We start from the raw sequence: 22241 nt of genomic DNA, 5'->3' as shown, positions 1-22241 counted from the left end.
CGGCGACCGGAGCTTCCGGTCGCCGGCCCTCACCGTGTGGCGGGTCAGCGGGACAACGGCACCTGCACGGAGGCGCGGGGGACCGGCCCGACCGGGTGGTCGCAGAGCAGGGCGAGCTGCGCGACCACCTTCTCCGGATCGTCGTACGGGTCGAGGCCGCTGACCTCCATCGGATCCAGGGCGGGCACCGCCACGTGCGACACCAGCGGGTGCAGCGGGCGGGCGTCGGTCTCGCCGGTGCCGAACAGGTCCTCGTGCAGCTTCTCGCCCGGGCGCAGCCCGGTGTAGACGATCGGCACGCTGCTGTCCGCCTGCTCGGCCAGCTGCCGGGCCAGGTCGGCGATACGCACCGGCTCACCCATGTCCAGCACCAGCGCCTCCCCGTCGCGGCCGATCTCGGCGGCCTGCAACACCAGGTGCACCGCCTCCTGCACCGTCATCAGGTAGCGGGTCACCTCCGGGTGGGTGACGGTGAGCGGGTGGCCCAGCTCGATCTGCCGCTGGAACGCGGTCACGACCGACCCGCGGCTGCTCAGCACGTTGCCGAAACGGACGCTGAGGAAGGTGCCGGGGAAGCGGGAGGAGGCGTGCGCCGTCAGCCGCTCGGTGATCCGCTTCGAGTAGCCGAGGACGCTGATCGGGTCGGCCGCCTTGTCGGTGGAGATGTTGACGAAGCGGGCCACGTCGCGGCACGCGTCGAGCACGGAGAGGGTGCCCCAGACGTTCGTCTTCACCGCCTCGCCGGGGTGCCGCTCCAGCAGCGTGAGGTGCTTGAGGGCGGCGGCGTGGAAGATGACGTCCGGCCGGCGCTCCCGCAGGATCCGCCGGATGCCCTCGTCGTCGCGCAGGTCGGCGAGGATCAGCTCGGGACCGTCCAGCATGGCCCGGCCGGTCAACGACATCTGGAGGCCGTGCAGGGCCGACTCGTCGCGGTCGAGCATCATCAGCTCGCCCGGGTCCGTCTTCATCAGCTGCCGGCACAGCTCCGAGCCGATGGAGCCGCCGGCGCCGGTCACCAGGATCCGCCGGCCGCTGAGCCCGTCACCGCTCAGCGCCATGTCGGCGACCACCTGCCGGCGCCCGAGCAGGTCGTCGATCTGCACGTCGCGTACGTCGGTGACGGTGATCCGGTGGTCGACGAGGTCCCGTACCGGCGGCAGCACCTTGAACGCCGCCCCGGTCTGGAGGGTGGCCTCGCGGATCTGCCGGATCAGCGCGGCGTCGGCGTTGGCGACGGAGAAGATGACGGTCGTCGCGCCGGTACGCCGTACGGCCGCCGCCACGTCCTGACGCCCGCCGAGCACGCGTACGCCGCCGATGCGCAGGTCCCGCTTGTCGGGGTCGTCGTCGAGGGCGCCCACGGGCCGGTAGCGTCCGCGCGGGTCGCCGAGCATGGCCCGGAGCAGCCCCTGTCCGGCGTCGCCGAGCCCGAACAGCAGCACCGGGTTGGAGGACCGGGCGTCGGGGCGCATGGCGAGGTCACGGCGGTGCCGGTAGGTGAACCGGGCGGTCAGCATGAACAGCAGCGCCAGGGCGCCACCCACCAGCGGCGTGCTCGCCGGCACCGGCCGTACGCCGGCCGGCAGCAGCCCGATCAGCATGATCGCGGCGGTGGTGGCCGCCGTGCCCGCGACGCCCTGCACCTCCTGGAGGCTGCCCAGCGGGTGGCGTCCGGAGTAGATCCGGCGGACCGCCGCGACGGCCACGTGCACGACGGCGGCGAGAACGCCGCAGGTGGCGGCGCGCGCGAGCTGGCCGGACGCCAGGTCGAGTTCGTAGCGGAACCAGACCGCCGCGACGAACCCGCCGACCCAGGCGGTGCTGTCGGTGGCGAGGAATCCGATGGTGCGGCGGCGGGCCCTGGCCCGGTGCGACCTCTGCTCACCGAGTCGGGTGGTCTCTGTTTCCGGCGGCATCTGTGCTCCCTGTCCGTCTCCGACCGCTTCCGCCGCAGGGCGGAAGGAGCTTTGGGCTCTTTAAGTTGATACATGCCCGAGAGTAATGTTTGGAGCGTTTCAGGTTTGATGACCGAATTTTCGTCCGTCGGGCCGATGGCCCGTCGGTTCAACGGGCGGGTACGCCCTTGACGACGACACCATCCGGCACGTCGCGGACGACGCAGGCGCCCGCCCCGACGGTGCTGTCCCGGCCCACCCGCAGGCCCTGCAACACGGCCGCCGTCGTGCCGACGAGCACCCCCTCCGCCAGGTGGCAGTCGCCGGAGACGGCGGCCAGCGGATTGACCGACACGAAGTCGGCGAGGGCGCAGTCGTGCCCGACCGTGGCGTTCTGGTTGAGGTGCACGTGCCGGCCGAGCGTGACGTTGGTGGTGACGCGGGCCCCGGCGAAGGCGACGAAGCCCGGCCCGTGCACCGTGTCCGGCCCGATCGTCGCCGCCGGATGCACGAGGCTCGCCGCCGGCGTGCCGTACGCGTCGACCCGCGCGGCGACCGCCCGCCGGACGCGCGGGTCGCCGATGCCGATGACGTGGTGCGCGTCCGGGGGCGCGTCGCGCAGCCAGGCGACACCGCCGAGGTAGGGCACGTCGAGCCGCTGCACCCGTTTGAGGTTCTCCTCGGCGGGCCGGTCGTCGACGAACCCGAGCAGGTGCCAGCGCGGCCGGCCGGCGGCGGCGTCCATCGCCCGGGCGATCGTGAGGACCTCCCGGCCGTGCCCGCCGCAGCCGACGACCACCAGCGGGATCGTCACGCCGTCGACGCTCCCGTGCGGGCCGCCAGGAACTCGTCGACGGCGGCGAGGACGAGGCCGACCTGCCGCTCGTTCAGCGCGCTGCCGCTGGGCAGGGCCAGCCCGTCGGCGAACAGCCGCTCGGCCACCCCGGTGACGAGGCACTCGGCGTCGCCGTACGCCGGTTGCAGGTGCATCGGCTTCCAGACCGGGCGGGTCTCGATGTCCCGCCCCGCCAGGTGGGCGGCCAGGTCGGCGGCCCGCCAGCCCGCCCGCTCCGGGTCGACCGCGATGGTGGTCAGCCAGCAGTTGGAGCCGGGGTCCTCCACGCCGAGCAGCCGCACACCCGGGATCGGGGCGAAGAGCTTGGCGTACTGGTCGCGCAGGTGCCGGCGCCGGGCGATCATCCCGTCCAGCCGGACGAGCTGGGCACGGCCCAGCGCGGCGAGCAGGTTGCTCAGCCGGTAGTTGTAGCCCGTCTCGCGGTGCTCGTAGTGCGGCGTCGGCTCGCGGGCCTGCGTCGACAGGAACCGGGCCCGGGCCAGCAGGGCCGTGTCGTCGGAGACGAGCATCCCGCCGCCCGAGGTGGTCATGATCTTGTTGCCGTTGAAGGAGAGGATGCCCACCTGCCCGAAGGAGCCGGCGGGCCGGCCGTGGTGGGTCGCGCCGAGGGCCTCCGCGGCGTCCTCGACGACCGGTACGCCCGCCGCCGCGCAGACCGGGGCCAGCGCGGTGTGGTCGGCGCAGCTGCCGAAGAGGTCGACGGGGACGACCGCGCCGACGCGCTGTCCCCGGAGGACGAGTGCCCGGATCAGCTCGTCGACCAGGGCCACGTCGACGTTGCCGGAGTGCGGGTCGCAGTCCACGAAGACCGGCCGCGCGCCGGCGTAGCGGACCGCGTTCGCGGTCGCCACGAACGTCAGCGTCGGCACGATGACGGCGTCGCCGGGGCCGACCCCCACCCCGAGGAGGGCCAGGTGCAGCGCGGCCGTGCCGGAACTCACGGCGACGGCGCCGCGGGTGCCCACCCGCGTGGCGACCTCGCGCTCGAACGCGTCGAGGTCCGGGCCGACGGGCGCGACCCAGCCGGACCGCAGGGCCGCGACGACGTACGACTCCTCCAGTGGCCCGACGTCGGGCGGGGACAGGTGGATGGTCCCGCTCATCGGCCACCTCCGGCGGGGACGGTCAGGGAGGCGTCCGGTCCCGGCGCGGCGGGGACCAGCGGGGGCGTGCCGAGGAACTCGGGCGCGGTGGCCGAGCCCGCCGCGGAGATCCCCTCGCGGCGCAGCACGGTGCGGACGGTCGCGGCGAGGATCGACAGGTCCAGCCGCAGGCTGCGGTGGTCGACGTACCAGACGTCCAGGTCCAGCTTCTCCTCCCAGCCCAGGCTGTTGCGGCCACGCACCTGGGCCAGCCCGGTGACGCCCGGCCGGACCTCGTGCCGGCGGGCCTGGGTGGGGGAGTAGCGCGGCAGGTACTCGGTGAGCAGGGGACGGGGGCCGACCAGGCTCATGTCGCCGCGCAGCACGTTCCACAGCGTCGGCAGCTCGTCCAGGCTGGTGGAGCGCAGGAACCGCCCCAGCGGCGTCAGTCGGTCCCCGTCGCGCACCCGTCCCCGCAGCGGATCCGGCGGGAGCATGGTGCGGAACTTGACCAGCTCGAACACCTGGCCGTGCCGTCCCGCGCGGGGCTGCCGGAACAGCACCGGCCGGCCGAGTCCCGCCGCCACCAGCACCGCCACGACGAGGATCAGAGGCGCGGTCAGGACCAGCAGCACCACGGCCGCCAGCACGTCGATCGCCCGCTTGAGGGCCTCCGGTTGGGGCCGCTCCGCGAGGTTTCCCGGCGTGTTCACGGAACCAGGCAAGGCTTCGACCTCCAGGCAGAGTCGGGCACCAAACGACAATCACGTTGTAACAGGGATGAACGTGTCGCCGGTGCGAAACCGCCACACTCGACGCCGATCCCGACAGGTCAACCGCGTAACGGCCCGTCAGGACGCGGCCCGGTGCCGAAGACGTGGCACCTCGGCCCGCCCGCGCCGGCAGTAGAGTGCTCGACGGTTCACGACGCGGGGGAGAGCCGGTGCTGCATCTGAGGGTCATCGCGCCGAGCGACCTGTCCTCCGCCGTGGCGGACCTGCTGGCCGCCGATCCCGGGGTGACCCACCTGGCGGTGTTCCCCGGCGCCGCCCGTCAACCGGCGGGCGACCTCATCCTCTGCGACGTGGTCCGGGAGAGCGCCGACGGCGTGCTGCACGCGCTCCAGCAGCTCGGTGTGGAGGAGCGCGGCGCCATCTCGGCCGACGACGTCGAGCTGTCCATCTCCTCGGCGGCCGGCCGGGCGGCCGAGAAGGCGCCGGGCAGCGGGGCGGACGCGGTGGTCTGGGACGAGATCGCCGCCAAGACCGGCGAGCAGACCGAACTCTCCGCCACGTACCTCGTGCTGCTCACCGTCGCCACCATGCTCGCCGGCGTCGGCGTCCTGCTCGACCAGCCGATCCTCATCGTCGGCGCGATGGTGGTCGGCCCCGAGTTCGGCCCCCTGGCGGCGCTCTGCGTCGCGCTGCTGCGCCGCAACCCGCCGGTCATCGGCAGGTCGGTGCAGGCCCTGGTGGTCGGCTTCCTCGCCGCGATGGTGGTCACCGTCCTCAGCACCTGGGGCCTGGACGCGGTGGGGCTGGTCGAGCGCGGGATGCTGGAGTCCGAACGCCCGCTGACCGACTTCATCTGGCGGCCCGACGCGCTGTCCTGGGTGGTCGGCCTGCTGGCAGGAGTCGCCGGCATGCTCTCCCTGACCTCGAAGAAGTCCGGCAGCCTGGTCGGCGTGCTGATCTCGGTGACCACCGTGCCGGCCGCCGCGAACGCGGCCGTCGCCGTCGCCTACGGCGTCTGGCACGAGGCGTCCGGCTCGGCGCTCCAACTGGTGATCAACCTCTGCGCGATCCTGCTCGCCGGCCTGGCCACGCTGCTGGTGCAGCAGGCGTGGTGGAGGCACCTGGGCCGGCGGCGCCGGCTCCGCCGGCCGGGCGGTGTCACCCGCTGACCCGCCGGGGCCGCCTGGCCCCCCGGCGCGCCCAGCCCGGCGCGCCTGCCCGCGCGCCGCTCAGGGCGCCGCGCCCCGCTCAGGGCGCCGTGTCATCGGCCTCCAGCCGGCGGAGCAGTAGCGTGCGCAGGGGGATCGACTCGCCGTCGCGACCGCCCGCGCCGACCACGAGCGGCGGCGGGCTGGGCTGCGGCTCGGCCCCGAGCAGCAGGGCGCGCGGGCCGCCCGCCACGGTCAGCAGGTGGAAGCGGCCGTCGACGTCGACCGCCCGGGTGCGGGCCCGGTCGACGTACCAGCCGCGCAGCCTCGTCCGGTAGCTCCCGCGCCCGTCGAGCCCCCGGGCCGTGAGCCGTTCCGTGGGCAGCCCGCGCCGGGTGGCCTCGGCGACGAACCAGGCGACCAGTTCCGCCGCCTCGGCGCGCTCGGCCGCCCGTCGCCGCTCGTCGGCCGCCGCGTGCGCCCGCACCGCCCGCCGCTGCCGCTCCCGCCACTCCAGGCCGTCGCCCACATCCACGACCGCGACGGTACGCCCCGCCGCCGGCACCAGGCGAGGAGGTTGTCCAGCGACCGGTGCGCCACGGCGACGCCCGCCACCGGAAAGCACCAGTGCGAGCGTCATCCGGCTGCTCCGGTCTGTCGGCGGGCGCGCCTCGGGACGCTCCGGCGCGCCGCCCCCGCCGGTCCCGTCCGGCGATGGGCGCGCTCCGGAACGCACCGGCCACCACGCCGCACCGCCGACCGGTGGGCGCGCCAGGGGGAAGCACCGGCGCGCTCCGTCGCCGGTCCGGTCGGTCGACAGGCGCACCACCCGGCGCTGGTGGCCGGTGAGCCCGCTGGCGGGCGGGAGTTCCGCACGACGCTGTCGAGCTGAGTCGTATGCGACATCAGGCGAGTCGCCCGAACCGTCATCCGGATCGTTTGCGACGTCAGCTCGACAGCGTCGTGCGTGCGTCCCGTGCCGCTCGGTCCGGGCGGCCCGGCCCGAACCCGGCCGGGCATGGCCCGGGCGTCCCGCGCCGCTCCGTCAGCGGTGTTCCGTGAGCGGTGTGACGTCAGGCGAGTCCGGCCCGGCGCAGCGCGTCCGCCATCGCGTCGTTCGCCGGCGCGGGCCCCGCCCCGCCACGGCCCTGCCGTTGCGCCCCGCCCCGCCCGCCCCGCCCGGTCTGCCCGGACTGACCAGCCTGCCCGCCCTGACCGCCGCGTGCGCCGCCGCCCTGACCGCCACGTCCGCCGCCCTGGGCGCCCCGGTCACCGCGTGCGCCGCCCTGGCCGGGCTGCCCGCCCTGACCGCCCCGGGAGGTGCCCCGGTCGCCGCGCGGTCCGCCCTGCCCGCCGCGTTCCCGGCGCCCGCCGTCGGGGCCGCCGCGCCCGGCGCCCGCCTCCGCGTCGTCCTCCAGCCGGAGGGTGAGCGAGATCCGCTTGCGGGGCACGTCGACGTCGAGCACCTTGACCCGGACCACGTCGCCGGACTTGACCACCTCGCGCGGGTCCTTGACGAAGGTCCGGGACATGGCCGAGACGTGCACCAGCCCGTCCTGGTGCACGCCGACGTCCACGAACGCGCCGAAGGCGGCGACGTTGGTCACCACGCCCTCCAGCACCATGCCGGGCACCAGGTCGCCGATCTTCTCCACCCCCTCGACGAAGGTGGCGGTGCGGAACTCCGGCCGCGGGTCACGGCCCGGCTTCTCCAGCTCGGCGAGGATGTCGGTGACGGTGGGCAGGCCGAAGGTGTCGTCGACGAAGTCGGTGGCCCGCAGCCCCCGCAGGATGGCGCTCCTGCCGATCAGCGACCGCAGGTCCTGCCCGGTGGTGGACAGGATCCGACGCACCACCGGGTACGCCTCGGGGTGCACGCTGGAGGAGTCCAGCGGGTCGTCGCCGCCGGGGATGCGCAGGAAGCCCGCGCACTGCTCGAAGGCCTTCGGCCCGAGCCGGGCGACCTTCTTAAGCTCCGAGCGGGTGCGGAACGGGCCGTTCGCGTCGCGGTGCAGCACGATGTTCTCCGCCAGGCCGGCGCCGATGCCCGAGACGCGGGTCAGCAGCGGCGCGGAGGCGGTGTTGACGTCGACGCCGACCGCGTTGACGCAGTCCTCGACCACCGCGTCCAGCGACCGGGAGAGCTTCACCTCCGACAGGTCGTGCTGGTACTGGCCGACCCCGATCGAGCGCGGGTCGATCTTGACCAGCTCGGCGAGCGGATCCTGGAGCCGGCGGGCGATGGAGACCGCGCCGCGCAGCGAGACGTCCAGCCCGGGCAGCTCCTGGGAGGCGTACGCGGAGGCGGAGTAGACCGACGCGCCGGCCTCGGAGACCACCACCTTGGTGAGGTTGAGCTGCGGGTACCGCTTGATCAGCTCGCCGGCGAGCTTGTCGGTCTCCCGGCTGGCGGTGCCGTTGCCGATGGCGACCAGCTCGACGCCGTGTGCCCCGGCGAGCCGGGCGAGGGTCTCGATCGAGGCGTCCCACTGCCGGCGCGGCTCGTGCGGGTAGATCGTGTCGGTGGCGACCACCTTGCCGGTGGCGTCCACGACGGCGACCTTCACGCCGGTACGCAGGCCCGGGTCCAGCCCCATCGTGGGCCGGCTGCCCGCCGGGGCGGCGAGCAGCAGGTCCCGCAGGTTGGTGGCGAAGACCCGTACCGCCTCCTCCTCGGCCGCCTGCCACAGGCGCATCCGCAGGTCCGCCCCGAGGTGGATGAGGATCCGGGTGCGCCAGGCCCAGCGCACCGTGTCGGCCAGCCACCGGTCCGCCGGCCGGCCCTTGTCGGTGATGCCGAACCGCCCGGCGATCGCCGCCTCGTAGCGGCTCGGCCCGGTCGGCACCGCGTCGGCCTCGCCGGCCTCCTCGGGCTCCATGGTCAGGTCGAGCACGCCCTCCTTCTCGCCCCGGAACATGGCCAGGATCCGGTGCGAGGGCAGCTTCGGGTACGGCTCGGCGAAGTCGAAGTAGTCGGCGAACTTCGCGCCGGCCGACTCCTGCCCGTCGCGTACCCGCGAGACCAGCCGGCCCCGCGACCACATCTGCTCGCGCAGCGTGCCGATCAGGTCGGCGTCCTCGGCGAAGCGCTCGATGAGGATCGCGCGGGCGCCCTCCAGGGCGGCGGCGGCATCGGCCACGCCCTTCTCCGCGTCGACGTAGCCGGCGGCGGCCTGGCGCGGGTCCTGACCCGGGTCTGCCAGCAGCGACTCGGCGAGCGGCTCCAGCCCGGCCTCGCGGGCGATCTGCGCCCGGGTCCGGCGCTTGGGCTTGTACGGCAGGTAGATGTCCTCCAGGCGGGACTTCGAGTCGGCCGCCATGATCTGTGCTTCCAGGGCCTCGTCGAGCTTGCCCTGACCACGGATCGACTCCAGCACCGCCGCGCGCCGCTCGTCCAGCTCGCGCAGGTAGCGCAGCCGCTCCTCCAGGGTGCGCAGCTGGGTGTCGTCGAGCAGGCCGGTGGCCTCCTTGCGGTAGCGGGCGATGAACGGCACGGTCGCGCCGCCGTCGAGCAGCTCCACGGCCGCCCGTACCTGACGCTCGGCGACGCCGAGTTCCTCGGCGATCCGCTGATGAACAGAGAGGGTCACGATCTCGATCCGCCTTCGGTGTGGGTTCCGCTGTGCATTGTGCCGGCCCGGACCGACGGTCGTCGCCGCCCCCGGCCCGGCGAGCCGGCACCTCGCCCCGTGGCGCCGTCGCCGCCCCCGGCCCGGCGAGCCGGCGGCGACCCGTCGGCGCTCCGGCCCGCGCTGCGCTAGCGTGGCGATCATGGAACCTCCCGTGGACCCGCGCGCCCGGCGGCTCTTCGGCGGCAGCGCCCGGGCGCTCGGCGACCTCGCCGCCAGCCCGTTCCGGGCCGACCGCGACCGCATCGTGGCCTCGCCGTTCTTCGCCCGGCTCAACGGCGTGACCCAGGTGGTCAGCCCCGGCGGCTCCGGCCTGCTCGTGCACAACCGGCTGACCCACAGCCTCAAGGTGGCGCAGGTGGCGCGCGCCATCGCCGAGCGGCTGACCGCCGACGACCGGCACCGCGACCTGCTGGAGAAGCTGGGCGGCTGCGACCCGGACGTGGTGGAGGCCGCCGCGCTCGCGCACGACCTCGGCCACCCGCCGTTCGGGCACCTGGGGGAGCGGGTGCTGGACCGGCTGGCCCGGCAGCGGCTCGGGTTGACCGACGGCTTCGAGGGCAACGCCCAGTCGTACCGCATCGTCACCAGCACCGAGATCCGCGGGGCGGCGACCACCGGCCTGGACCTCACGGCGGCGGTGCGGGCGGCGCTGCTGAAGTACCCGTGGACGCGGCTGGACCATCCCGACCCGCATCCCCGGTTGATGGACCCGCCCCCGCGCGGCGCCACCCCGCCGCCGGACGACCCGGACAGCGGCTCGTCGAAGTTCGGGGCGTACCGGACCGAGGTCGACGACCTGCGGCAGGCCCGGGAGCCGTTCGTGGGCCGGATCCCGGACTGGCAGCAGACCGTCGAGGCGTCGGTGATGGACACGGCCGACGACGTCGCGTACGCGATCCACGACGTGGAGGACTTCTACCGGGTCGGGGTGCTCCAGCAGGGCGCGGTGGCCGCCGAGCTGATGGCCTGGCAGCGCGAGAGCGGGCACTTCCGGGCCATCACCGACGCGGCCCTGGCCACCGCCGCCCGCCGGCCCGGCTCGGCGATCGAGCGGCTGCGCCGGCAACTGCACCGCAAGGACGCCTGGATCGCCGACGACGAGGCGTTCGCCGCCGCCGTCGAGCACGTCCGCGAGGAACTGGTGGAGGGCCTGCTCGCCATGCCCTTCGACGGCTCCATCGAGGCGGAGCAGTACGTGGCCCGGTTCTCCGCCCGGTGGACGACCCGCTTCGTCGACGCGATCACCGTGGTCGAGCAGCCGGCGGTCCGCTCCGGCCACGTGCTGCTCGCCCCGGCGCAGTGGCACGAGGTGCAGGTGCTCAAGTTCGTCCACCACCGGTTCGTGCTGGCCCGGCCGGACCTGGCCCTGCACCAGCGCGGGCAGGCCCGGCTGCTGGGCACCCTGGTGGAGGCGCTGCTGGAGTGGCTGCTCGACCCCGAGGAGGAGTCCCGGCTGCCGCGCCGCCTGCACGACCTGGTGGAGCTGGCCGAGGCGGAGCTGCACCCGCGTACGCCGGACCGGATCGGCAAGGCCCGCGGGCGGGCGATCGTCGACTTCGTCGCCCAGCTCACCGACGGCCAGGCGGTCGCCATGCTGGACGCCCTGTCGGGCCGCTCCGGGGCGCTCTGGACCGACGCCTTCGTCCTCTGAGGGCGGCGCCCGGTGCGGCAGCACGTCCGCCCAGGTCAGGCCACCGCCTGCCACCAGCCGTCGACGGCCGGCGGGTCGTCCACCACCACCCGCTCCCCGGGTCGGGGCACGGCCAGCCGTACGTCCCGCGCCTTCGCCTCGGCCCAGATCCGGTCCACCGGCTCGGACCAGTCGTGCAGGGCGAGGTTGAACGTCGCCCAGTGCACCGGTACGAGCAGCCCGCCGCGCAGGTCGAGGTGGGCGGCGACGGCCTCCTCGGGGAACATGTGGATGCTCGGCCAGGCCCGGTCGTACGCCCCGATCTGCATCAGCGTGACGTCGAACGGCCCGTGCCGCTCGCCGATCTCGGCGTAGCCGTCGAAGTAGCCGGAGTCGCCGGTGTAGAAGACCTTCCGGTGTGCGCCGGCGACCACCCACGAACTCCAGAGCGTGCCGTCGCGGCGCAGCCCCCGGCCGGAGAAGTGCTGCGCGGCGGTGGCCGTGATCTCCAGCCCCGCCACCCGGTGGCTCTCCGCCCAGTCCAGCTCGACGATCCGCTCCGCCGGTACGCCCCAGCGGTCCAGGTGCGCGCCCACCCCGAGCGGCACCAGGAACGGCGCCGACTGGCTGCCCAGCAGCGCCCGCACGGTCGCCATGTCGAGGTGGTCGTAGTGGTCGTGCGAGATCAGGATCGCGTCCACCGGGGGCAGTTCGTCGAGACGTACCGGCGGCTCGTGCAGGCGGCGCGGCCCGACCAGGGGCGACGGCGAGCAGCGGTCGCTCCAGACCGGGTCGAGCAGCACCCGGCGGCCCTCGATCTCGATCAGCGCGGAGGCGTGGCCGTACCAGACGACGCTCAGCTCCCGCCCGACGTCGTTGGCCGGGGCGGCGCCCGGGCGCGCCAGCGGCACGGCGGCGCCCGGCCGGCGCTTCTGCTTGCCGAAGATCAGCTCACGGACCAGGTTGCGGTCGGGGGCGCCGGCCATCGAGCGGGTGCCGCCCGGATTGTGGAAGGTGCCGTCGCGGAACCGGGGCGAGCGGGCGGCCCGCTCCGCGCGGGCGCCGGTGAGCCGGCCGCCGAGCGCCGCCGGCACGTCCCGGGCCACCCATGCGAGCCCGGCCAGCGCGGCCAGCCCGGCCGCGCCGCGTAGCCGCCGCCCGAGTGCCCGGTCGAGTCCCGCGCGTTCCGGTGGTGCGCCCATCGTCGTCCCTCCGCCGTGTCCCGTCGTACACGGTAGCCCGGCCACCAGGGGACCGGCGGGAGGTCGGCGGGCCCGCCGGGTCGGCGGGCCCGCACGTCGCGGGGCGACTCAGCCGCCGTTGCTGGGCCGCTGGGCGGTCGGCCGGTGGGTGACGCCGGTGCCGGTGAGGCGGTCCACCGAGGCCAGGAAGCGCCGGCCCATCCGGGCGCGGGCCTCGACGGCGGGGTGCGTCGCGCCGTAGTCGTCCGGCTCGGCCTGCCCGTCCGCGAAGAGGGCGTACGTCAGCACGGGCGCGCCGGCCGTGTCGAAGATCACCCCGGCCTCGTGCCGGGCGTCGGCGAACCAGCCGGCCTTCGTGGCGACCCGGGCCCGGTCGGTCGAGGACATGACCCGCCGGATCCCGTCGGTGTACGCGACGGGGGCGCGCAGCAGACGGAGCACGAACGCCGTGCCGGTGGGCGAGAGCAGGGTGCCGGCCACCAGCGCGCGCAACAGGTCGTGGGTCTCCCGGGGGGTGCTGGTGCCGAGGAAGAACCGGTTGGGGTTGGCGACCGGCTGCACCTGCGTGTTCGGGAAGCCCTTGCCGCGCAGGATCTGGTTGAGCTCGGCGGCCGGGCAGACCAGGCCGCACAGCCGCACCGCCGTGTCGTCGGAGACGGTCAGCAGGTTGGCCAGCACGTGGCCGAGCGTCACGGAGCTCGGGTACGCCCCGTCGAGGCTGAACATGCCGTCCCCGCCGGGCACCACGATCGCCTCGGTCACCTCGACCCGCTGGTCGAGCGTCAGCAGCCCCCGGTCGACCTTGTCGAGCACCGCCACGGCCACCGCGATCTTGTTGACGCTGTACGCCTCGATGCGCCGGTCCGGCTCGTCGGAGACCGCCACCACCGGGGCGCCGGCCGGGTCGGCGACGCTGACGTACGCCTGCCAGTTGCCCCCCGCTGTCACCGTCTGCCGCTCGTAGATCGCGGCCACGCGGCGGGCGGCCTGCCGGGGCGTCGCCGGAGCCGGCTCGGCGACCTCGGGGGCGGCGGACGCCGGCGCGGCGGCGCCGAGCACCGTTCCCGCCGTGGCCACCGTGCCCAGTCCCAGCGCGGTCCTGCGGTTCACCCGGATAGTCAATCGTCTCTCCCGTCGTGGTGGGCCGGCCCACCACCCTAGGCGAAACGATCGACGCCGGTGATCCCGCGCGGGGTTCACGGCAGCCGACGCCGGACGGCCGCCACGACCGGGCCGGGCAGTTCCCCGACGGTCCGCGCCACCCGCCCGAGGTCGGGCAGCCAGCCGCCGCGTACCGAGGCGGCGGCCGGGTCCGGCGCGAACACCGTGCCGTCGTGCGGCGCGACCGGCCGGTCGGTCAGCCCGAGCAGCCGCATCAACGGCCCGACGAGAGTGTCGTAGACGCCCGGCAGCAGCGTGAAGCCGACCCGCATGACCACGTTGACCCGGCCCACCGACACCTCCCGGCGGGGCCGGTCGGCGCAGTCCACGATGGCCCGCGCCACCCGCTCCGGCGTGGTGATCGGCGGCGGGGGCCGGCCCGTCCGGCCGAGGTAGTTAGCGGCCCGCTGGTAGACCGGGGTGTCCACACTGCCCGGGTTGACGATGCAGACGTGCACCCCCGGGGTCTCCCGGGCCTCCTGCTGCAACGTGCGGGTCAGCCCCTGCAACCCCCACTTGCTCGCCACGTAGCCGCTCATGTAAGGCGCGGTGATGTGGCCCAGCACCGACCCGGTGAGGATCAGCGTGCCTCCGCCGTCCGCCCGGAAGCGGCGCAGCGCCACCCGGGCGACCGCGGCGGCGGCGAGCAGGTCGGTGCGCACCACCTGCTCGAAGACCCGCTCCGGGGTCTCCTCGAACCGGCCGTACGCCATCACCGCCGCCGTGTGCACCCAGACGTCGATGCCGCCGAACCGGTCGAGGGCCGCGTCGGCGAGCGCCGCCAGGGCGCCGTCGGCGGTGATGTCGGTGGGCACCTCGAGCACCTGCGCGCCCGCGGCCCGGCACTCGTCGCGGACCGCGGCGAGGGCGGCGGGGGAGCGGGCGGCGAGCACGAGCCGGTCCCCGCGTTCCGCGAAGGCCCGGGCCGCCGCCCGGCCGATCCCGCTGGTCGCGCCGGTCACGACCACCGTCCGGGTCACGGTGCCAGCACGACCTTGACGCAGCCGTCCTCCTTCTTCTGGAACATTTCGTACGCCTGCGGCGCCTCCGACAGCGGCACCCGGTGGGTACGCAGGTCCGCCACGCCCAGCGGGTCGTCGTCGCCGGAGAGCAGCGGGATGATCTCGTCGGTCCACCGGCGCACGTGGCACTGCCCCATCCGCAGCTGGATGCCCCGGTCGAACATCTCCATCAGGGGCATCGGGTCGACCTCGCCGCCGTAGACGCCGGAGATGGAGACCGTGCCGCCCCGGCGGACGGCCTTGATCGCGGCCTTGAGTACGACCAGCCGGTCGACACCCACCTTGTCGGTCATGGTCTGGGCGAGCTTGTCGGGCAGCAGCCCGGCGGCGGTCTGGGCGAGCTTGCCGAGGGGCGCGCCGTGGGCCTCCATGCCCACCGCGTCGATGACGGCGTCGGGGCCGCGCCCGTCGACGAGGTCGATCAGCGCGCCGGGCACGTCGTCGAGCTGGCTGACGTCGAGCACCTCGATGCCGTGCCGGCGGGCCATCGCCAACCGCTCCGGCACCAGGTCCAGCCCGATGACCCGGTCCGCGCCGAGGTGCCGGCCGATGCGGGCGCAGAACTGGCCGACCGGCCCGAGCCCGAAGACGGCGAGGGTGCCGCCGCGCGGGGTGTCGGCGTACTTCACCGCCTGCCAGGCGGTCGGCAGGATGTCGGACAGGTAGAGCCAGCGCTCGTCGGGCCCGGTGTCGGGAACCTTGATCGGGCCGAACTGGGCGTGCGGCACCCGCAGGTACTCTGCCTGCCCACCGGGCACCGAGCCGTAGAGCGAGGTGTAGCCGAACAGCGCCGCGCCCTTGCCCTCGGCGGTGACCTGGGTGGTCTCGCACTGCGCGTACAGCTGCCGGTCGCACATCCAGCAGGAGCCGCAGGAGATGTTGAACGGCACCACCACCCGGTCGCCCGCCTTGAGCCGGGTCACCCCCGGGCCCACCTCCTCGACGATGCCCATCGGCTCGTGGCCGAGGACGTCGCCGGGCTTCAGGTACGGCCCGAGCACCTCGTACAGGTGCAGGTCGGAGCCGCAGATCGCGGTCGAGGTGATCCGGACGACGGCGTCCGTGGGCTCCTCGATCCGGGGATCGGGCACCTCCTCCACCCGTACGTCCCGCTTGCCCTGCCAGGTCAGCGCCTTCATGTCCCGTCGTCCCTCCTGTGCTGGCTCCCAGGAGTGCTACCCGCCCGTGCCGACTTGAACCGGCCACCACCGGACGGCCCGTCCCGGCCGTGCCCCCTTCCGTCCGGCTTGGCCGTCGCTCCTTCCGTCCGGCTCGGCCGTGCCCCCTTCCGTCCGGCTCGGCCGTGCCCCCTTCCGTCCGGCTCGGCCGTGCTCCCATCCGTCCGGCTCGGCCGTGCCCCCTTCCGTCCGGCTCGGCCGTGCTCCCATCCGTCGGCCCGGCCGTCGTCCCTCCCCGTCCGGCCTGGCCGTCGTCCCATCCGTCCAGTCCGCTGGGCTGTGGTTCTGGTTCTGCCCGGGTAGGCCGGGTGCGTCCCGTGGACGCTGTCGAGCTGCCCCACGGGGTGGGGCAGGCGGTGCGTCGCGTCCCTGTTCGGGCCCGCACGACGTGACCGATAGGTGGGCAGCCGTGCGGTGGGCAGGCGGTGCGTTCGTTTGCCGAGCTGCCCGCCGTGCCGACGGTCGCATGGCCGGGCGGGTGGGCGGTCGCGTTGCCGGGCGGGTGGCGGTCGCACGGCCGGGCGGGCGGCTGGTGGTCGGGTGGAGGGGCGGTCCTATGGACGGGGCAGCTCGACAGGGGCCGTCGAGGGGTCCCGACCCGGCACGGCCGCGCGGTGGAACCGCCAGGCCCCATCACCGGCCACCGGCCACCGGCCACCGGCCACCGGCCACCGGCCACCGGCCACCGGCCACCGGCCACCGGCCGGCGGCCGGTGGCCGGCGGCCGGCGGTTCCGGTTCCGGTTCCGGTTCCGGTTCCGGAAAGCGTGCGGGCCGCCGCACCCGCAGGGGTGTGGCGGCCCGCACGTCCGGTCCGGTCGTCAGGATTCGGTGTCCTCGGAAACCGGTGTCGTCAGGAACCGGGGGTTGTGTCGCCCCGCTTCGAGGTGGCCATCAGGAAGTCGCGGTTGAGCCGGCCGATGGTGTTCAGCGGGATGCCCTTGGGGCAGACCACGGTGCACTCACCGGCGTTGGTGCAGCCGCCGAAGCCGGCCTCGTCGTGCGCGTCGACCATGCCGATCACCCGGGTGTAGCGCTCCGGCTGGCCCTGCGGCAGCAGCGAGAGCTGGGTGACCTTCGCGGCGGTGAAGAGCATGGCGGAGCCGTTCGGGCAGGCCGCCACGCAGGCGCCGCAGCCGATGCACTCCGCCGCCTCGAAGGCGGCGTCCGCGTTGGCCTTGGCGACCGGGGTCGAGTGCGCCTCGGGGGCGCTGCCGGTCGGCGCGGTGATGTAGCCGCCCGCCGCGATGATCTTGTCGAAGGCGCCCCGGTTGACCACCAGGTCCTTGATGACCGGGAAGGCGCGGGCCCGCCACGGCTCGATGTCGATCGTGTCGCCGTCGGAGAACTGCCGCATGTGCAGCTGGCAGGCGGTGGTGCCGCGCTGCGGCCCGTGCGCGTCGCCGTTGATCATCAGGCCGCACATGCCGCAGATGCCCTCGCGGCAGTCGTGGTCGAACGCCACCGGCTCCTCGCTGGCGAGGATCAGCCGCTCGTTGAGTACGTCGAGCATCTCCAGGAAGGACATGTCCGGGGAGACGTCGTCGACCTTGTAGGTCACCATCCGACCCTTGTCCTCGGGGCCGGACTGGCGCCAGATGCGCAGGGTCAGGTTCACTTGTAGCTCCGCTGCGTGGGGTGGACGTATTCGAAGTTCAGGTCTTCCTTGTGCAGCACCGCCGGCTCGCCGGTGGCGGTGAACTCCCAGGCCGCCACGTACGCGAAGCGGTCGTCGTCGCGCTCCGCCTCACCGTCGGGCGTCTGGTGCTCGGCCCGGAAGTGACCGCCGCAGGACTCCTCGCGGTGCAGGGCGTCGATGCACATCAGCTCCGCCAGCTCGAAGAAGTCGGCCACCCGGCCGGCCTTCTCCAGCGACTGGTTGAGCCCCTCGCCGTTGCCCGGCACCCGGACCCGCTGCCAGAACTGCTCGCGCAGGGCACGGATCTCGTCGATCGCCTTGCGCAGCCCGGCCTCGCTGCGCTCCATGCCGCAGTGCTCCCACATGATCTGGCCCAGCTCGCGGTGGAACGAGTCGACGGTCCGGTCGCCGTTGACGGCCAGCAGCCGCTGGATCCGGTCCTCGACGTCGGCGCGGGCCTGCACGGCCGCCGGGTGCGTGGCGTCGACCTTCTCGAACGGGCCGGACGACAGGTAGTGGGCGATGGTGTTCGGCAGCACGAAGTAGCCGTCGGCCAGGCCCTGCATCAGCGCCGACGCGCCGAGCCGGTTCGCGCCGTGGTCGGAGAAGTTCGCCTCGCCGATCACGAACAGACCCGGGATGGACGACTGGAGGTCGTAGTCGACCCAGAGCCCGCCCATCGTGTAGTGCACGGCGGGGTAGATCCGCATCGGCACCTCGTACGGGTCCTCGCCGGTGATCCGCTCGTACATCTCGAAGAGGTTGCCGTACTTGGCCTCGATGGCCTTGCGGCCCAGCCGGTTGATCGCGTCGGCGAAGTCCAGGTAGACGCCGAGCCCGGTCTGGCCGACGCCGCGCCCCTCGTCGCAGACGTTCTTCGCGGCGCGGGAGGCGATGTCGCGGGGGACCAGGTTGCCGAAGGAGGGGTAGATCCGCTCCAGGTAGTAGTCCCGCTCGTCCTCGCCGATGTCCTTCGGGCTGCGGGTGTCGCCCTTGGCCTTGGGCACCCAGACCCGGCCGTCGTTGCGCAGCGACTCGCTCATCAGGGTCAGCTTCGACTGGTGGTCGCCGGAGACCGGGATGCAGGTCGGGTGGATCTGCGTGTAGCAGGGGTTGGCGAAGTACGCGCCCTTGCGGTGGGCCCGCCAGGTGGCGGTGACGTTGCAGCCCTTGGCGTTGGTGGAGAGGTAGAACACGTTGCCGTAGCCGCCGGAGGCGAGCACGACCGCGTCCGCGAACTCGGTGGTGATCTCGCCGGTGACCATGTCCCGGACCACGATGCCGCGGGCCTTGCCGTCGACGACGATCAGCTCCAGCATCTCGTGCCGGGCGTTCATCTCCACGTTGCCGAGGCCGATCTGCCGCTCCAGCGCCTGGTACGCGCCGAGCAGCAACTGCTGGCCCGTCTGGCCCCGGGCGTAGAAGGTGCGCTGCACCTGCGCGCCGCCGAAGGAGCGGGTGTCCAGCAGGCCGCCGTACTCGCGGGCGAACGGGACGCCCTGGGCGACGCACTGGTCGATGATGTTGACCGAGACCTCGGCCAGCCGGTGCACGTTCGACTCCCGGGAGCGGAAGTCGCCGCCCTTGACGGTGTCGTAGAAGAGCCGGTGCACCGAGTCGCCGTCGTTGCGGTAGTTCTTGGCGGCGTTGATGCCGCCCTGGGCGGCGATGGAGTGCGCCCGGCGCGGGCTGTCCTGGTAGCAGTAGGACCTGACCCGGTAGCCCTGCTCGGCGAGCGTGGCGGCGGCCGAGCCGCCGGCCAGGCCGGTGCCGACCACGATCACGGTCATCTTGCGTCGGTTGGCCGGGTTGACCAGCTTGGCCTCGAAGCGGCGGCGTTCCCAGCGGGTCTCGATGGGGCCGTCGGGAGCCTTGGTGTCGGCGATCGGGTCGCCCTCGGTGTAGAGATCCATGTCAGGACACCAATCCGGTGAGTACGGCGAACGGGACCGCCAGGTAGCCGGCGCAGAGCGCGACGGAGAAGCCCAGGGCCACGGCTCGGGCCCGCCGCTCGCCGCGCGGGCTCTGCTGGCCGAGGCTGCGCACCGCGCTGAACAGGCCGTGCCGCAGGTGGAAGCCGAGGGTGACGACCGCCAGGGTGTAGAAGAGCGTGACGTACCAGCGCTCCGGGGCGAAGTCGGCCACCACGTTGGCGTACGGCCGGCTCGGGTCGCCGACCGGGTTCAGCGTGCCGGTGGTGAGGTCCAGGATGTGGTAGATCACGAAGAGCAGGATGATCACGCCACCCCAGCGCATGGTGCGGGCCGCGTAGCTGCCCTGGACCTTCTTGCGGTGCGCGTACTGCACCGGGCGGGCGGCGCGGGCGCGCACGGCGAGGGCGGTCGCGGCCCAGATGTGGCCGAGCACCGACAGCAGCAGGCCGACCCGCAGGATCCACAGGAACCACACGCCGGGCAGGATCGGGGCGCCGATCTCGCGCAGCCAGTGCGCGTAGTGGTCGAACGAGGTCGCCCCCGTGAAGATCTTCAGGTTGCCGAGCATGTGCGCGATCAGGAACAGCACCAGGATGATGCCCGTCACCGCCATGACGGCCTTCAGGCCGACGCTGGAGCGGATGGGCGACCGAGTTCTCGTGACTACCACGCGATCGACGCTAGGAGCACTTGATTCAGTCGTCCAATGCATCGAACTCGCAGTCTTGATAGCTGTAGGCTATGTAGATGCAGCTCCATCAGCTGAAGTACTTCGTGGCGGTGGCGGAAGTACGACATTTCACCCAAGCCGCCGACATCGTCGGCATCACGCAGCCGTCCTTGAGTAAGCAAATTCACGCCCTGGAGGACGGTCTCGGCGCCCCGCTGTTCGAGCGGGTAAGGGGCAACATCGCGCTCACCGCGGCCGGCGAGGTGCTGCTGCCGCTGGCCAAGCGGATCCTGGCCGACGTCGACACCGCGACCCGTGAGGTGCAGGAGCTGGTCGGTCTGCGCCGTGGCCGGGTCCGGCTCGGCGCCACCCCCAGCCTCGCCACCTCGCTCGCCCCGCCGGTGCTGCGCCGGTTCCGCGACGCCCACCCCACCATCGACCTGCGGGTGGAGGAGAGCGGCTCGCAGGACCTGGTCCGCGGGCTGCTCCGCGGCGACCTCGACCTGGCGCTGATCATCATGCCGGCCCAGGGCACCGACCCCGGGCTGCGCGCCGACCCCATCCTGCGGGAGAGCCTGGTGGTCGCCTCCGTCGAGGAGCTGTCGGTGGCCCCGGAGAGCGGGCAGCTGCGCGTCACCGACCTGCGCGACCAGCCGATGGTGATGTTCCGGGAGGGCTACGACCTGCGCGACGCCACCATCCAGGCCTGCCGGGAGGCCGGCTTCGAGCCGACCATCGCCGTCGACGGCGGCGAGATGGACGCCGTGCTGAGCTTCGTCGAGGCCGGGTTGGGCGTCGCGCTGGTCCCCGGCATCGTGGTGGCCCGGCGTCCCGGCGTGTGCGTCACCCGGCTGGCCCCGCCCGGCGTCCGGCGGACCATCGCGGTCGCCCGGCGCCGCGACGTGGTGCCCACCCACGCCGGGCGGGAGCTGCGCCGGATACTGCTGGACTACGTCCGCGACGCCACCACCGGCGGGGACCTGCCGCCGGGCGTCGAGCCGCTCTGAGGCCGCCGCCGCGCGCCGGCCGCACCGGCAGGACTGCGCACGACGGAAGACGACCGGCCCCCGCCGGCCTGCCTACGCTGCCGGCATGGCAACGGGCAGCGCCGTGGTGATCGGCGCCAGCATGGGCGGACTGCTGACCGCCTGCGCACTCACCGAGGCGTACGAGCGGGTCACCCTCGTGGACCGGGACCTGCTGCCCGAGCGGGCGGAGAGCCGTCGGGGCGTACCGCAGGGGCGGCAGCTGCACGTCCTGCTGACGCGGGGCCGGCAGGCGTTCGAGGAACTGCTGCCCGGGATCTCGGCGGAGCTGACCGCGCGAGGCGTGCCCTCGGTCGACCTGCACGAGCAGGTCCACTGGTACAACAACGGCCACCGGATGCGGCGCGCGCCGTCCCCGCTCTTCGCCCTCGGGGTCAGCCGGCCGCTGCTGGAGCAGGTCGTCCGGGAGCGGGTGGCCGCCCTGCCCGGGGTGCGGATCGTGGCAGGCTGCGAGGTGGAGGGGCTGACCACCACCCTCGACCGGGGACGGGTCACCGGCGTGCGGCTGCGCCTGCGCGACGAGGACCCGACCACCGTCGCGGCCGACCTCGTGGTCGACGCCGGCGGCCGGGGCACCCGCAGCCCGGTGTGGCTGGCCGAGCTGGGCTACCGGCCGGCGCCGGAGGAACGGGTCAAGGTCGGCGTCACCTACCTCACCCGCACCTACCGCCGGGAGCCGCACCACCTGGAGGGGCTGCTCGGCGCGCTCACCAACGCCGTGCCCGGCCAGCCCCGGGGCGGCATCGTCGCGGTGCAGGAGCAGGGCCGGTTCGCGGTGGCGCTCAGCGGCATGCTCGGCGAGGAGCCGCCGGCCGACGACGAGGGCATGACCGCCTTCGCCGAGACCCTCGCCGCCCCGCAGATCGCCGACCTGCTGCGTACGGCGCAGCCGGAGAGCCCGCCGGCGACGATGAAGTTCCCGGCCAGCGTGCGGCGGCGCTACGAGCGGCTGCGCCGCTTCCCGGCCGGCTACCTGGTGGTGGCCGACGCCGTGTGCAGCTTCAACCCCGTCTACGGGCAGGGCATGACGGTGGCCGGGCTGGAGGCGCTGCTGCTGCGAGGACTGCTCCGGCGGTCGTCCGACCGGCTCGCCCGGCGGTTCTTCCGGGGCGCGGCGCGGCTGATCGACGGGCCGTGGTCCATCGCGGTCGGCACCGACCTGCGCTTCCCCGAGGTGCCCGGCCGGCGCTCTCCGCGGGTACGCCTCGTCAACGCGTACGTGGGCCGGCTGCACGCGGCGGCGACCCGGGACCCGGCGCTGGGCGCGGCGTTCCTGCGGGTGGTGAACCTCGTCGACCCGCCGACGCGGCTGCTCGCCCCGCCGGTGCTGTTCCGGGTGCTGCGCGGCTCCCCGGCGTCGGTGCCCCTGCCGCGGCGGGCGCCGACGCGCGCCTCCTGACGGGGGCGGGCGGG

General features: G+C 74.2%; 17 protein-coding genes. 4 read left to right on the top strand and 13 right to left on the bottom strand.

All coding sequences use genetic code 11. From position 1 onward, the window contains the following. Positions 1–44: 44 nt before the first annotated feature. The 4 genes from ACFHW0_RS12455 to ACFHW0_RS12440 all read right to left on the bottom strand — a co-directional run bounded on the left by ACFHW0_RS12455 (position 45) and on the right by ACFHW0_RS12440 (position 4546). Positions 45–1916, bottom strand: a complete 1872-nt coding sequence (locus ACFHW0_RS12455; protein ID WP_416607438.1) for a polysaccharide biosynthesis protein — start codon at positions 1914–1916, stop codon at positions 45–47. Positions 1917–2064: 148 nt separating this feature from the next. After that, positions 2065–2709 carry an acetyltransferase gene (locus tag ACFHW0_RS12450; RefSeq protein ID WP_416607437.1) on the bottom strand — a complete coding sequence of 215 codons (645 nt, stop codon included), beginning with the start codon at positions 2707–2709 and terminating at the stop codon, positions 2065–2067. Continuing rightward, the gene (locus ACFHW0_RS12445; RefSeq protein ID WP_416607436.1) at positions 2706–3854 is read right to left on the bottom strand and encodes a DegT/DnrJ/EryC1/StrS family aminotransferase; all 1149 of its coding nucleotides are present in this window, start codon (positions 3852–3854) and stop codon (positions 2706–2708) included. The genes ACFHW0_RS12450 and ACFHW0_RS12445 overlap by 4 nt, the downstream gene beginning before the upstream one ends. Next, positions 3851–4546, bottom strand: a complete 696-nt coding sequence (locus ACFHW0_RS12440) for a sugar transferase (protein WP_416607435.1) — start codon at positions 4544–4546, stop codon at positions 3851–3853. The genes ACFHW0_RS12445 and ACFHW0_RS12440 overlap by 4 nt, the downstream gene beginning before the upstream one ends. Positions 4547–4776: 230 nt before the next feature. Here ACFHW0_RS12440 and ACFHW0_RS12435 point away from each other — a divergent pair, with 230 nt between their 5' ends. Next, positions 4777–5736, top strand: a complete 960-nt coding sequence (locus ACFHW0_RS12435) for a DUF389 domain-containing protein (RefSeq protein ID WP_416607434.1) — start codon at positions 4777–4779, stop codon at positions 5734–5736. A 79-nt stretch (positions 5737–5815) separates the two neighbouring features. On the opposite strand, the gene ACFHW0_RS12430 is transcribed toward ACFHW0_RS12435, so the two are convergent. Both ACFHW0_RS12430 and ACFHW0_RS12425 read right to left on the bottom strand, forming a co-directional pair. Beyond that, positions 5816–6250 (bottom strand): hypothetical protein, encoded by a 435-nt coding sequence (locus tag ACFHW0_RS12430; RefSeq protein WP_416607433.1) that lies wholly within the window; start codon positions 6248–6250, stop codon positions 5816–5818. Positions 6251–6788: 538 nt separating this feature from the next. Then, positions 6789–9305, bottom strand: a complete 2517-nt coding sequence (locus tag ACFHW0_RS12425; protein WP_416607432.1) for a Tex family protein — start codon at positions 9303–9305, stop codon at positions 6789–6791. Between the two features lie 181 nt (positions 9306–9486). Between ACFHW0_RS12425 and ACFHW0_RS12420 the strand changes: the two genes are divergently transcribed. Then, the gene (locus tag ACFHW0_RS12420) at positions 9487–10998 is read left to right on the top strand and encodes a deoxyguanosinetriphosphate triphosphohydrolase family protein (protein ID WP_416607431.1); all 1512 of its coding nucleotides are present in this window, start codon (positions 9487–9489) and stop codon (positions 10996–10998) included. Between the two features lie 35 nt (positions 10999–11033). Here ACFHW0_RS12420 and ACFHW0_RS12415 read toward each other — a convergent pair whose 3' ends face one another. From ACFHW0_RS12415 to ACFHW0_RS12385, 7 genes are all read right to left on the bottom strand, one after another. Beyond that, positions 11034–12179: an MBL fold metallo-hydrolase gene (locus ACFHW0_RS12415; RefSeq protein WP_416607430.1), complete on the bottom strand. Its 1146-nt coding sequence runs from the start codon at positions 12177–12179 to the stop codon at positions 11034–11036. A 108-nt stretch (positions 12180–12287) separates the two neighbouring features. Continuing rightward, positions 12288–13289 carry a serine hydrolase gene (locus ACFHW0_RS12410; RefSeq protein ID WP_416607429.1) on the bottom strand — a complete coding sequence of 334 codons (1002 nt, stop codon included), beginning with the start codon at positions 13287–13289 and terminating at the stop codon, positions 12288–12290. An 86-nt stretch (positions 13290–13375) separates the two neighbouring features. Beyond that, positions 13376–14320, bottom strand: coding sequence for an SDR family NAD(P)-dependent oxidoreductase (locus ACFHW0_RS12405; protein WP_416607428.1), 945 nt, complete (start codon positions 14318–14320; stop codon positions 13376–13378). After that, positions 14317–15501: a zinc-dependent alcohol dehydrogenase gene (locus ACFHW0_RS12400; RefSeq protein ID WP_416607427.1), complete on the bottom strand. Its 1185-nt coding sequence runs from the start codon at positions 15499–15501 to the stop codon at positions 14317–14319. The genes ACFHW0_RS12405 and ACFHW0_RS12400 overlap by 4 nt, the downstream gene beginning before the upstream one ends. A gap of 891 nt (positions 15502–16392) precedes the next feature. Further along, complete coding sequence (locus ACFHW0_RS12395; RefSeq protein WP_416607426.1) at positions 16393–17157, bottom strand: succinate dehydrogenase/fumarate reductase iron-sulfur subunit; 765 nt, start codon at positions 17155–17157, stop codon at positions 16393–16395. Beyond that, entirely contained in the window at positions 17154–19091 is a 1938-nt protein-coding gene (locus ACFHW0_RS12390) for a fumarate reductase/succinate dehydrogenase flavoprotein subunit (RefSeq protein ID WP_416607425.1), read from the bottom strand. The genes ACFHW0_RS12395 and ACFHW0_RS12390 overlap by 4 nt, the downstream gene beginning before the upstream one ends. A 1-nt stretch (position 19092) precedes the next feature. After that, positions 19093–19824 (bottom strand): succinate dehydrogenase cytochrome b subunit, encoded by a 732-nt coding sequence (locus ACFHW0_RS12385; protein WP_416607424.1) that lies wholly within the window; start codon positions 19822–19824, stop codon positions 19093–19095. Between the two features lie 35 nt (positions 19825–19859). Here ACFHW0_RS12385 and ACFHW0_RS12380 point away from each other — a divergent pair, with 35 nt between their 5' ends. After that, the gene (locus ACFHW0_RS12380) at positions 19860–20789 is read left to right on the top strand and encodes a LysR family transcriptional regulator (protein WP_416607423.1); all 930 of its coding nucleotides are present in this window, start codon (positions 19860–19862) and stop codon (positions 20787–20789) included. Between the two features lie 85 nt (positions 20790–20874). Next, on the top strand, positions 20875–22227 hold the full coding sequence (locus ACFHW0_RS12375) for an FAD-dependent oxidoreductase (RefSeq protein WP_416607422.1): 1353 nt from the start codon (positions 20875–20877) through the stop codon (positions 22225–22227). The last annotated feature ends 14 nt before the right edge of the window (positions 22228–22241 follow it).

The sequence above is a fragment of the Micromonospora sp. LOL_025 genome (assembly GCF_048060285.1).
Taxonomy (GTDB): domain Bacteria; phylum Actinomycetota; class Actinomycetes; order Mycobacteriales; family Micromonosporaceae; genus Micromonospora.
This window is presented reverse-complemented; position numbering and strand designations above follow the sequence as displayed.